Source organism: Marinomonas sp. IMCC 4694, assembly GCF_008122525.1.
GTDB lineage: Bacteria > Pseudomonadota > Gammaproteobacteria > Pseudomonadales > Marinomonadaceae > Marinomonas.
In genome coordinates, this window is record NZ_VSRV01000001.1 from 753,949 (window position 1) to 766,341 (window position 12,393).

General features: G+C 45.6%; 12 protein-coding genes. 5 read left to right on the plus strand and 7 right to left on the minus strand.

Translation table 11 applies throughout. The features are described from left to right. Nucleotides 1-171 precede the first annotated feature (171 nt). Genes istA through FXV75_RS03445 form a run of 3 tightly spaced genes read left to right on the plus strand, consistent with a single transcriptional unit; the run spans nucleotide 172 to nucleotide 6,074 of the window. Complete coding sequence (gene istA / locus FXV75_RS03435; protein WP_148831187.1) at nucleotides 172-1,716, plus strand: IS21 family transposase; 1,545 nt, start codon at nucleotides 172-174, stop codon at nucleotides 1,714-1,716. Between the two features lie 28 nt (nucleotides 1,717-1,744). Next, the gene (gene istB, locus FXV75_RS03440) at nucleotides 1,745-2,509 is read left to right on the plus strand and encodes an IS21-like element ISShfr5 family helper ATPase IstB (protein WP_148831188.1); all 765 of its coding nucleotides are present in this window, start codon (nucleotides 1,745-1,747) and stop codon (nucleotides 2,507-2,509) included. Between the two features lie 40 nt (nucleotides 2,510-2,549). Further along, on the plus strand, nucleotides 2,550-6,074 hold the full coding sequence (locus FXV75_RS03445) for a conjugal transfer protein TraG N-terminal domain-containing protein (protein ID WP_262368453.1): 3,525 nt from the start codon (nucleotides 2,550-2,552) through the stop codon (nucleotides 6,072-6,074). 32 nt (nucleotides 6,075-6,106) lie between these two features. Here the strand turns inward: FXV75_RS03445 and eexR are convergent, their stop codons facing one another. The 7 genes from eexR to FXV75_RS03480 are packed head-to-tail and all read right to left on the minus strand — an operon-like array spanning nucleotide 6,107 to nucleotide 9,779. Next, nucleotides 6,107-6,538, minus strand: coding sequence for an entry exclusion protein EexR (eexR, locus tag FXV75_RS03450; RefSeq protein ID WP_148831189.1), 432 nt, complete (start codon nucleotides 6,536-6,538; stop codon nucleotides 6,107-6,109). A gap of 54 nt (nucleotides 6,539-6,592) precedes the next feature. After that, the gene (locus tag FXV75_RS03455; protein WP_148831190.1) at nucleotides 6,593-7,126 is read right to left on the minus strand and encodes a FlhC family transcriptional regulator; all 534 of its coding nucleotides are present in this window, start codon (nucleotides 7,124-7,126) and stop codon (nucleotides 6,593-6,595) included. Continuing rightward, the gene (locus tag FXV75_RS03460; RefSeq protein ID WP_000210563.1) at nucleotides 7,123-7,422 is read right to left on the minus strand and encodes a flagellar transcriptional regulator FlhD; all 300 of its coding nucleotides are present in this window, start codon (nucleotides 7,420-7,422) and stop codon (nucleotides 7,123-7,125) included. The genes FXV75_RS03455 and FXV75_RS03460 overlap by 4 nt, the downstream gene beginning before the upstream one ends. After that, entirely contained in the window at nucleotides 7,419-7,967 is a 549-nt protein-coding gene (locus FXV75_RS03465) for a lytic transglycosylase domain-containing protein (RefSeq protein ID WP_148831191.1), read from the minus strand. Before FXV75_RS03465 ends, FXV75_RS03460 begins: the two co-directional genes overlap by 4 nt. Next, the gene (locus FXV75_RS03470) at nucleotides 7,954-8,616 is read right to left on the minus strand and encodes a DUF6475 domain-containing protein (RefSeq protein WP_148831192.1); all 663 of its coding nucleotides are present in this window, start codon (nucleotides 8,614-8,616) and stop codon (nucleotides 7,954-7,956) included. The genes FXV75_RS03465 and FXV75_RS03470 overlap by 14 nt, the downstream gene beginning before the upstream one ends. Then, entirely contained in the window at nucleotides 8,603-9,472 is an 870-nt protein-coding gene (locus FXV75_RS03475) for a hypothetical protein (protein ID WP_148831193.1), read from the minus strand. The genes FXV75_RS03470 and FXV75_RS03475 overlap by 14 nt, the downstream gene beginning before the upstream one ends. 55 nt (nucleotides 9,473-9,527) lie before the next feature. Next, entirely contained in the window at nucleotides 9,528-9,779 is a 252-nt protein-coding gene (locus FXV75_RS03480; RefSeq protein ID WP_148831194.1) for a helix-turn-helix domain-containing protein, read from the minus strand. Nucleotides 9,780-9,896: 117 nt separating this feature from the next. On the opposite strand from FXV75_RS03480, the gene FXV75_RS03485 reads away from it, so the two are divergent. Together FXV75_RS03485 and FXV75_RS03490 are read left to right on the plus strand one after the other, a co-directional pair. Beyond that, nucleotides 9,897-10,544 carry a LexA family protein gene (locus tag FXV75_RS03485; RefSeq protein ID WP_148831195.1) on the plus strand — a complete coding sequence of 216 codons (648 nt, stop codon included), beginning with the start codon at nucleotides 9,897-9,899 and terminating at the stop codon, nucleotides 10,542-10,544. 256 nt (nucleotides 10,545-10,800) lie between these two features. Continuing rightward, complete coding sequence (locus tag FXV75_RS03490) at nucleotides 10,801-12,387, plus strand: peptide chain release factor 3 (protein ID WP_148831196.1); 1,587 nt, start codon at nucleotides 10,801-10,803, stop codon at nucleotides 12,385-12,387. Nucleotides 12,388-12,393: the final 6 nt, after the last annotated feature.

Here is a 12,393-nt window from a genome sequence, read left to right on the forward strand (position 1 = left end):
ACCTAATACCATCCATCAAGATCACTCAATACCATCGATGCCGATCACTTTTCGGTCAAAATGGTATTGAGTGATCGGCTTGAATGGTATCGTTCAATTTGTACACGTTTTTGTCTAGCCAGTAGGTGTTTTTAACCGTTATTCTTTTCATTTTTGATGATGAGAATGACCATGCCAACGGCACCTATTTCAATGCGTAAACTTAAAGAGATTTTAAGACTAAAATACAGCTGTAAACTCAGTCATCGTCAGATAGCAACAAGCTTATCTGTTTCACCCTCAATCGTGTCTAAATATGCCTGTAAATCAGCAGAGTTAGATATTACTTACTGGCCGCTTGATGAGAAGTGGGATGATCACGCTCTGCAACAAGCGTTCTTCAAAACAAAGCCTCGATTAAAGGGCTTTACCATTCCTGACTGGTCGTTAGTTCAGCAAGAGCTTCGGCCTAAAACCATGACGTTGTTGCTGCTTTGGGAAGAATACAAAGAGCGGCACGCGGAAGGTTTTTACAGTTACACTCACTTCTGCCGTCAGTACAAGGCATGGCTTAAATGCCAAAAACCCTCCATGCGACAAAATCATAAAGCAGGTGAAAAACTGTTTGTGGATTACTGTGGCCCAACCATGAGTATTGTTGATACAAGTACAGGCGAATGTCGTACTGCACAAGTGTTCGTTGCGGTCATGGGTGCATCAAATTATACCTATGCCGAAGCGACTTACAGCCAGAAACTCGAAGATTGGGTGATGAGTCACGCCCGTTGTTTTGAGTTTCTTGGCGGTGTTCCTGAGCTAATAATTCCTGACAACCTTAAAAGTGCCGTCACCAAACCGTGTCGATATGAGCCTGACTTAAATCCAACCTACCAACAACTAGCGACACATTACGATACGGTCATTGTGCCCGCTAGACCCTATAAACCAAAGGATAAGGCTAAGGCTGAAGTGGGTGTGCAAATTGTTGAACGTTGGATAATGGCGCGCCTTCGCAATGAAACCTTCTTTAGCTTGCGTCAATTGAACCTGAAAATACAAGCATTACTGGTCGATTTAAATCAACGTAAAATGAAAAAGCATCCTGGCTCACGGCTCAGTCAGTTTGATGCTATCGACAGACCTGCACTCAAACCACTGCCTACACAGCCTTACAGCTATACCTTAGTAAAACAGGTGAGCGTGCATATTGATTATCATGTGGAAATTGAAAAGCACTACTACTCAGTGCCACATACCTTAATTAAACAAAAGCTTGAAGCCCATGCCTCCGGGAAGTTGGTGACACTCTACCATCAAGGCATACAAGTCGCTGTTCACCCCAGATCATACCGAGAAGGTGCGCACACCACGCTTGATCTGCATATGCCTATCGCTCATCAAAAGCAGCAACAATGGGCACCACAGCGGTTCGAACGCTGGGCGAGTAAATTTGGCACATCAACTGAGCAGTTTGTTATGCAATTGATGCAAGCTAAAAAACATCCAGAGCAAAGCTACCGTGCTTGTATGGGGTTATTAAGCCTAGGTAAAAAGTTTAGTGATCAACGTCTTGAAGCCGCCTGTCATCGCGCATTAACCACAGGTGTTACTCGCGTTAAACAAGTAAAGACTATCTTAGAAAAAGGCTTGGATAAACAACCCTTGCCACAAGCTCAAGGTGATTTACTACAAGATATTGATCATAAAAATATCCGTGGCAACCACTATTACCATTAATAAAAATTAACAAACCATAGGAAGACTTATGCAAAATATCAATCAACAAGTTAATAATCAGTTAAGTAATTTAAAGCTAAGCGGCATACGTGATGCGCTATTGCAGCAATACGAGCAACCCAATTTATACGTTGAACAAAGCTTCGAAGAGCGGCTAAGTTTATTGCTTGAACATGAAATAACGCAGCGTGATCAGCGTAAAATAGATCGCCTAACGCGACAAGCAAAGTTCAGAGTTGGCGGCACACTTGCCCAACTCAACTATGGCGCAGCACGACAACTCGATAAAGCTCAGATCCGTTCATTAGCACAAGGTGAATGGCTTCGTCTTCACCAAAACATCTTGATCACAGGAGCAACAGGTTGTGGCAAAACTTACCTCGCTTGCGCGCTTGGTCAAAACCACTGCCAACAAGGGAGTAGCGTTTATTATTTTAGGCTCAAAGAGCTATTAGAAAAGATGTTTCTAGCGCAAGCCGATGGTAGTTATCGAAAACTGATCAACAAGCTTAGCTCTGCCAATTTACTGATCTTAGATGATTGGGGATTAGAGCCATTAACGGCTCAACAACGGAGTGATTTACTGGAATTAATTGATGCAAGATATGATACAAAATCGACCTTAATAGCGAGTCAATTACCGATAGAAAATTGGTATGAAATGATCGGAGAATCGACACACGCGGATGCGATTCTAGATAGGCTTGTGCACGGGGCGATAAAGTTGAAATTAAAAGGCGAGTCGATGCGAAAAAAACTAAATTTCTTGACTGATGCCGATCACTCAAGTTAGATTTTACTGAGGTCTACTGACAGACAAAAAAGTGATCGGCTTGAATGGTATTGAGCGATCGGCATCATGGTATTACGCATTTACTTCAATGGTTCGGATTGGCTTGCTCATTGGGGTATTGATGGTCTCTGTCCAGGCCTTAATGCAAGGCGGTCGTGGGATTAACTTTCAACACGTTTTAGTCTCATGGCTAGTCTTTGCAACTATGTTTGGACCCAGTACCCGAGTGAGCATTGAGGATGCGTACACGGGACAAGTTCGAGTGGTTGATAATGTGCCCATCGGTGTTGCTGCCGCAGGCAGTACGATTTCGACTGTTGGCTTTCAAATCACGCGATTGTTTGAAGCCGCCTTCTCAACTCCCGCGATGACGGAATACGGCTTTGCATCCAGTTTACAGTCACTGATTAAAGTGAGAAAACAGGTGATGGATCGCTCTGGGTTGGGTGATGCAAATCGTGTCGGCGGCTCGGACATCGAGCAATCGTGGTTTAACTACATCAAAGAGTGCACCTTGATTGGTATCGACATTGGCCAAAAGAACCTCGATCAGGTGCTGAGTGATCCTAACCCGATGACTGCGATTAGGTTTGATTCGCGCATTTATGGCACTCGAATCATGCTCAGTGGTAGCCGTAGCGATCTGGACTGCACCGATGCCTATAGCCAACTGAAACTCATGACAGAATCAACCTTCATTCCAAGGCTTAAACAGGTTCTGTCAGCCTCATTGGGGACTTCGTCAGCAACGGACACTGATGACGTGATCCGAAATGCACTGAATAACCTTGGTTTGGCTTCAGTAAACACCCAAGAGTACATGACCGCGTCGGTGCTTTTGCCTATTTATGAGCAAAGCGTGACGGGCAAATATATGGATGATCAAGCTTTCACCGCAGCCGTTATGGTTAATCAAGCGATTGAGCAGCGCAATACGCAATGGGCGGCGGAGCAGACCCTGTTCCAAAGTATCGTTCGTCCGATGATGACGTTTTTTGAGGGGTTCATTTACGCCATCACCCCTTTGATGGCCTTTGTGATAGCCCTTGGCCAAATCGGGATGCGAATGGCCGGGAAGTACTTGTTAATTCTGCTTTGGATTCAACTTTGGATGCCTGTCATGGCCATCATTAACCTGTATATTCATTTAACCGTTGCAGGGAAAATGTCGGCTCTTGATGCCTTTGCAGGTACAGAAGTGCCATCTTTTGCTGGGATGATGCAGATGGATTCAGTGCTGCAAACCTGGATAGCTACTGGCGGCATGTTGGCGTCGAGTGTTCCGGCGATTTCGCTCATGCTCGTGTATGGCTCAGCAATAACCGCTACCCACTTGGCTGGACGTCTTCAAAACGGTGATGCCATTGATGAAAAGATGGCAAGTCCAGATGCCGCGAAAAATGCCCCGGTAATGCAATCACAGTCAATGTTCCAAAATTCAGCCCTCACTGGTTCTGCTATGACCGGCGCGTCAAACCTACTAAGCAGTTTCTCTGTTGGAAACGCAGTGGGTTCAATGGTCGGCTCTGCAAAAGAATCCATGACTCAGGCAACTCAAGCCTTTAGCCGTCAGGTTGGCAATACCATGAGTCGAACCTTTGGTGAAAAGCTAAGTTACGACAACCTGTCTTCGGTTGGACGTCAGATCAGTTCTTCTAATTCCTCATCTAGCGCCGTTGTTAATCAGGTCACTGATGACCTTCAAACTCGGTATGGTTTCGGAGACGATAAAAAAGACGCTGTACGTGGCTTAGTATCTGGCGTGTTATCGGGAGGCCTAAGGGTCGGTGGAGATGGAACCATTACAAATACCGATGATAAAGAAGTAGCAGATAAAGGGTTCTTGGGAAGATTACTTGGTACAGGGGGGAATGACTCCCGACAAGGTAACTTGCCTGGAGTCGATAATCCCGAATCCTCAAGAGTGCCAAAGATATCACGGTTACGAGCAGGCTTGGATTTAGGTGGAAACTTTAGTGGCCAAGTTGAGTCGTCAGAAGGCAGTTCTCGATCTACGACCGCAAATACGCTCACTGGGGAGATGCAAAGCTTGGCATCGAGTGATTCACGACGTGCTGAGTTTCGCGATGCCATGGTTAAGGACCTTTCAGATTCAAGACGTTCTGGCGTTGAAATGTCGTTGTCTAACCAAGACTATCAGTCACTTCAGAGTTCAGCACAAGACGTTATCACGGCATCAAACCGCTTTAGTGAGCTTGATCAGGCCAGCTACAGTCTATCAGGACAAAGGAACACGGATGGTGCGACGTTAACTCGATTAGCAGCGGATAATCCTGATGTCATGGATTATTTAGGTCGCTATATGAACCAGCATGTTGAAGCAGGTAACCGATTACGTGAAAACCTTCCAATGTATCAGCGCTTGCTACCTGATGATAATCAGGCGTATGTGGCCGCAGCTATGGAGTCTTTAACCTATAGCAACTCATCGACGCCCGCTGAACGCGACAATGATTATCAAGCAGCAATGACTGTTATGGCCATGGCTACCGGAGCCGATTTACGATCAATTCAACCGCGCTCTAATGAAGGCTTGTCATCAGCTGCACCTACTTTTGGTGGCACTCAAAGCCAAGTGGAATCGGGTGTATTGGACGGCTACGAGGATGCTGCAACTGTTCGAACTCAGTTCAACGCAGCTCAATCAGCTTACCTAACTAATTTATCTGGTGTTGATGGACAACTAAATGCGCATCAACAACAAGCCCAACAGGCCGTAGTTTCTGACACAAGTACCTATCAATCTGGACTAAACAGTGAAGCTGGGTCTCAGTGGCGAGCACGCATTATGGCTGATGATAGCGGAGTTTCTGGTGCTGAAATGTTCTTCAACAGCGCCAGTGCTATTGGTGATTTCAGTGGCAAGCATACTGATGCAGCACTGCATACCTTGAATCACTTTGGCGAAGACTATGAGAGTTACAAAGAACAAGCGCTTGAAGATGCTGGCTCACGAGGTTTCTTGCACAATGCAACGCTGGCCAGTAAATCAACCTGGGATGGCTTAAAAGCAGCCGTTGACGCCGGAACCTCTTTGGAGAATCCTTTGACGGCGTTTAATGATGCATACAGTGGATCGAGTTCGCAGTATGCCTCCGAAGTAAACTGGGGTACTAAGTCTGAAGCCATGTTGGCTGGGGCATTCGGTGCGGCAGTTAACAATCGATATGGTGAGTTCTTAGAACAGTATGCCTATGATTTTAAACAGGAAGCATACAGCGAAGGGCAGAGAATGGGATTGACCCCGATTCAAAGTCAAGTGTTAGCTCAAGCTTTCAATGAAGGTTTGGCGGGGCGCGTTTTCAACTCTGAAGATTCATCGAGTTGGTCGCCTGAAATGCTTGGTCTAAGGGAGCAAATGCTAAATGAGTATCGTCAAAAAGATGAGAGCGGTGCTTACATCCCCGACAGTGTGTCCGAAGAAGATAAAGCATTTGTGGATAAGCAGATTGCAGTGATCTCAAATGCATCCCTTGCTGGAGATTATGCTCAGAACAACTTGATCGATATTAGGGCCTATAACCAGGCTTCAGGAAGGAACTAAAAACAGAAGGTAGCCAGCTTGTGATGGGCTGGCTATTTTTTTGGCCTTTTGGGGAGGATAGATGAGCGACCGTCTGCAAATTCGTTTACCCAGTACCAATATTTTTTTTCGCTCAGGCTTAGTTCTCGACCGGTATCTTTCAGTTGTCTTTGAAATAAATGGATTAGTCCGCTTAAGCCTAAGAAAGCTAAACCGACACATAAAATTGCCCAACTCGCTTGCCAATATGCGATTGCTAAAAACATAGTGGTGATGGTTATAAGGCCGATAGGACTAGCAGTTGCTTTGAATCCCAAGTAGCTGAAAAAAACGATGGTGCAAATCAGAAATGGCAAAGCCGCTAACTTGGCAGATGCCGTAAATATTTCTGATGGAAAAAAATGAGCCGCTGCCAGAGTCGCTAGAAAAAGCCCCAGTGATATAACCCAGCAGCGTGCTGGTAAAGATTTAAGTAAGTTTGTCATCTTAGTACTCTCAAAGTGCACGGGAGGTGCACAATCAAATCATGCATCAGCATGTTAGTTTTCAAAAAGTGCTCTAGTGGTTTGCTCGGCCATAATCTCACACACAGGACATTTAAGCTGAATGCGCTGTTGTGATACCGTCAAATACAGACTGCCGCATCGACACCGGTGTAAGGATGCCAGCTGTGATCTTAAATCACGAGCTAGAACCCAACCTTCATTGATGGTCAGTTTTTTCCAGGGGAGCTCAGCTGGAAGATCTGCTTCTTCCCTGGCAACCAGGTACGCATCGTAAGCCTTCATCAAAGTATCAATATTTAATTGCTTGTAAACATTGTCACCACCAATATTGACATAAAGAGCCATCAGCAGAGAGCCTTCAACTAATGCTCTTCTGCTTTTAACGATAGCATCAGATTCTGGCAATTGACCAGGACAAGGTGACTTGCCAGTCACTTCTTTGTAAAGCCTTCTGATAATGTGGATTGGCAAACCAGTATCGAGCGCGATAATGGTTGTTCGAAATCCGTATTTAATAAGCAGTGAGGCTCGGGTAAACAGCTCACTTTTGGACAGGTTATCAATCATGCATCCCCCTTGTTGTTTAGGGTTGATAATAAATAAGCGATTCTTGGGATACCTGTACCTTTGCTCTTCACCATCTCAATCAGTTGGCTTTGGTTACCCCTGGGTTGAAACAGCATGAATGATGAGGTCGCCACTCGTTGCAGGTCGTCAACACCAGCATTAATCAGTGCATCAACCACATCGCGTGTAAGTCCAAAGCGCAAGACAGCCTCTTGAGGATCAATTCGCGCTAATTCTCGTGCTGCGTGTAGGTACGCCAAATTTAATTGATAGAAGTCTTGTTGATTGGTTGTCATTGAAGGACCTCCAGTTCATGTAAAATATTTCGATAAATAGAAAGCACTCTTTGTCCATACCAGCGTGCACGCTCTTCGTTCCAACTGTGATAGCGGCCTATGCCAAGCTCTAAATCGTTTGGTGAAGACTTGATTGCTTCGGCCAAAATACTTGAGCCGACGGTAAGGTTGCTGATGGGGTCTAGCAGTTCCGCCGCTGAGCTCACCCGATGTCCGTGCCAATGCAAATTGATTTGCATTAGGCCAATATCGAGCTGGTATTTTTCACTCTCTTGAAGTGCCTGGTTTAACAGTTGCTCCGCTTCTGTCTTAGATTTGGCGTAGGTTGCGTTTGAACCATTGCGAATTGCGTATGGCCATGGACTGGTCATGTTAAGACCTCGATGTGAGGCCGACTCAGCCAAGGCAACGGCGTAGAGCATGACTGGATCAATACCAACACTTTGTGCTGCTTTTTCCCACTGATAGCCTGGAAACGCATAGACTGAAGTGCTTGCGGACATGGCTATCACTAGGGCAACGGTTTTTGCTTTAATGGTTTTCATTTTTGTCCTCTAATTGATTTCCGAGAAGCGCCTGAATGGCTTTCGGGCTTATTCTTTTCAAAGGCACTGCGCTAAAGTCGGTGATGCCTCTTGTATAAACTTGTGCTGCTTTTGACCAGTCGCCCACGGCAACCGGCGCTTGCATATCAAATCCTTTTTGCTGGTTCTGATGGTCTGCAATACCTTGTAATAGCCTTGGGTATTCACCCACTTCGTCCCGCAACAAGTAAGCCTGGTAGCGTGTTAAAAACTCTTTTTGTTTAAAGGGGTATTCCCTGTCATCTACCTTGCAGAGTTCAACCCATCCCCCCATGTCTGAAATAACGCGGTGAATAAGCGCATCGTCAAACATCACGGATGTCCAAGCGCCAACCTGACGAACAGCCTTGTCAACTTTGTTCCAAGCAACCATGGCTCTTGAACCCGAGTTGCCATCGATATGCTTGATGACGTCAGCGGGCTTTGGGAAAAATTGCCCAGTATCCGGTGATTGAATATGCCGAGTCAGACCGATTCGCACTTCTTCAATGCTATAAGCACGAAGGGCTTCAAATGCGATGGATAGCAATTGTGGTGATACGCTTTTGCCATACATGGCCCAAGCAGCTCCCCAAACTTCAGCAAACTCGCGTTTATCAACCTCCTGCACTTGAACGAACCTCCCGAATACCTGGTCCGGCCCAGCTTTCAGCAATGCGGCGATTGCTTTCTTCAATGTTCAACTGGTGATTGCTGCCTTTTAGGCTCGTCGATGATTGCTGTACTTCATCAATGCGAACGTACTCGTCTTCCCATTGCCGGTTTAAAAGCCAGTTATGTGGCATAGGGGTCTTAGTCCGATCTTGATACTGCAATCGGTTGTCTCGTTGCTCTTTCCAGCGTGTTAGCACTTCCAAGGCGAGTTCATTGTCTTCATTGAGGCCCATGCGTAGCCATTCTTCTTTGGCTTTAGCTTTTTTTTCTTTGCGTATTTGTTCATCCCAGAAGTCTTCAAACTTTATGTAATTAATAGTTTTAACTGTTAGTTTATTGCTTCTCTCAGAGTCATCCGACCGTTGAGAGTCCCTAACTGGGCTGCCATCAGGCATAAACAATGATGAAAATTCTTCTGGAAGCCGAGCTTGAAAAGCGGCGAGAGATTTCAAAAGCGAGGCCATACCTATGAAGTCGGCAGGTACATCTTTAAGCAACCGAAAGGCTGCTTTACCTTGGTTTGGGTTTTCGATTGGGTTGTGCTTCAGAAAGCTTCGAATCAAAGTCCAGCCGGATTCCTCGCAACGAATGAGGAACTGATCTTGTTCTAACTCATTTAGAGCCTTGGTAACATGTTGCTCATCCCAGTTCAAGTCAGAAGCCACGTAACCAATCGGCAATCGAAAGCAGCCAAGCAAATTACAATGTGGGCATGTAAGCAAATACAGTCCTAGCAACTTCGCTGAGTCACTCCAGGACAAAACGTTTTGCTTTAGCCAAAAGCGGGTATAGACCTTGCCATAATCACGCATGGAGGAACTCGCTTTTGTGTTTACGTAAAATGCTGACCATTATTTGCCCTTAATCCTACTGGTTACTGGCTTTCAGCTCGCTTGGGCATTCGGGATAGATGTCCGGTCTTAACTGGGCTCGGGTTACCTGTCCTTGCGTAGCTTGTTCGATGGGTAAAACGAATTCAGCGGGAACACGCCCTGATTTATTCAACCAAAACCAAACGTTTTGCTGTTTTGAGTTGATGGCTCGTGCTAATGCTGATTGCCCGCCGACCAAGTCAATGGCACGGCGGAGATGTTTTTGTGTCGTGTTGAACACTTCCATACCGTCTCCTGTTACAATAATAACTGTTACAAGATTGAATATTACAGTTTAAACTGTAGATAAGTCAACAGTTAAAATTGTTGAAAGACTACAGTTTTATTTGTAGAATGCGGGCTTATGAAAACTTTATCCGAACGACTAAACCATGCCTTGCAGCTTACTGGGGTGACTCAGTCTGAGTTGGCTCGTCGCATTGGTATCAAACAGCAGTCGATCAGCCAGATTTGCTCTGGTAAATCGGCTAGGTCTCGTTACACTATGCAGATCGCGGAGGCGCTTCGCGTGAATGCTCATTGGCTCGCCACAGGTGATGGCGAGATTGGCTTGGGGGTCGGTAATGTAGAAGTCGGGCCTGATATTAAGGGAATAATTCCTCTCATTAACTGGGTTCAGGCCGGTGATTGGACTGAAATAGCGGAGGGATTTGCCCATGAAGATGCTGAGGAGTGGCGTGAAGTCACTGGGAAAGCACATGAGGGTTGTTTCGCACTTCGCGTAAAAGGCGACAGTATGGAAAATCCAAGCGGCAAAAAATCAATACCAGAAGGTGCAGTTATAGTTGTAGATCCTGATGCTCCTTACTCATCTGGTTCATTGGTTGTAGCGCGGCTTGATGATTCAAGAGAAGCAACCTTTAAACAATTAGTCTTGGATGGTGAGCAAAAATATTTGAAGCCTCTCAATCCACAATATCCAGCAATACCGATCAACGGCAAATGCTCAATTATTGGCGTTGTTAAACAAGCTATCATCGATTTTTGGTAGCGAAGGAATTTATGGTTTAGCCACAGTTTTTCATGAGCTGAAGAGGCAAAGATTGCAAACAGCTACAACTGAGCATTGGCGCACGCTGAGAGTAAATGGTAACCGATTAGATAACCATTGATTGTTTATAAAGTCAAGATCAGCGAAAATAGCGGCCAATTACGATTAACACGACGGATTTGACAAGCGAAGAACTGAAAAGAGAGTACTTCCAAAAGTGTGTACAAATCCGTGTACAAACTAAAAGAATTTATACATGGCAAACCAAGATTTTCTTAATGAAATCAATAAGCGAAGGACCTTTGCTATCATCTCGCATCCCGACGCCGGAAAAACGACCATCACCGAAAAGCTATTGTTACTCGGGCAGTTGATCCAAACCGCGGGTTCTGTGAAAGGGCGTAAGGGCGATAAGCACGCGACGTCGGACTGGATGGCGATGGAGCAGCAGCGTGGGATTTCGATAACCTCTTCTGTGATGCAGTTTCCTTATAAAGATCGTATGGTTAATTTGTTGGATACACCAGGGCACGAAGATTTCTCCGAAGATACCTACCGTACGCTGACTGCCGTTGACTCGGTGCTGATGATCATTGACGGCGCGAAAGGGGTTGAGGATCGTACGATTAAGTTGATGGACGTGTGTCGCTTACGTGATACGCCGATTCTGACGTTTATTAATAAAATGGACCGAGACATTCGTGATCCTATTGAGTTGTTAGACGAAGTCGAGGCGGTATTGAAAATCGCTGCCGCGCCGATTACTTGGCCTATTGGCATGAGTACCTTTTTTAAAGGGGTCTATAACCTTTACACCGATACGATTCATATTTTTGTGCGTGGTCGGGGCCATACTTTGACCGATGATATTCGTATTGAAGGTTTGCATTCAGAGGAGGCCAAGGCGCTGTTAGGGGATGAATGGGAAGCGTACCTGGATGAAATCGAATTGGTGCGTGGCGCAAGCCATGAGTTTAACCAAGACGCTTATATAGCCGGTGAGTTGACGCCAGTGTTTTTCGGTACTGCGTTGTCTAACTTTGGTGTGCGTGAAATGCTGGACGGCTTTGTTGAGTGGGCGCCATCGCCGATCGATCGTGAAACCAATGGTCGTAACGTGTCGGCATTAGAAGAGAAATTTTCTGGTTTTATTTTTAAGATTCAAGCCAATATGGACCCTAAACACCGTGACCGTATTGCCTTCATGCGGGTGTGTTCGGGTTCTTACAAGCGCGGTATGAAGATGCGCCATTGTCGCCTTGGTAAAGACATTAAAGTTACCGATGCGGTGTCTTTTACGGCGGGTGATCGTGAAGGGGTTGAAGAAGCGTTTTCTGGCGATATTATTGGATTGCACAACCACGGCACGATACAGATTGGTGATACCTTTACTGAAGGTGAAGATCTAAAATTCACCGGTATTCCGCATTTTGCCCCTGAGCTTTTCCGTCGTGTGCGCTTAAAAGACCCCATGAAAATGAAAGCGCTGCAAAAAGGTCTACAGCAATTGTCCGAGGAAGGTTCGACTCAGTTGTTTATGCCGCAGCGGAATAATGAGCTAATTGTTGGGGCGGTTGGACAATTGCAATACGAAGTGGTCGCTTATCGTTTGAAGGACGAGTACAAAGTAGAGTGTATTTACGAAGCCGTAAACGTCAACACAGCCCGTTGGGTTGAGTGTAATGATACGAAAAAATTCGAAGAATTTAAACACAAATGCCGTGATAACTTAGCCATTGATGGTGGAGGGCATTTAACGTATTTGGCGCCCACACGTGTAAATTTGATGATGGCAGAAGAAAAATGGCCACAAGTGCGTTTCCGCTCAACACGAGAGCATTGATCAATA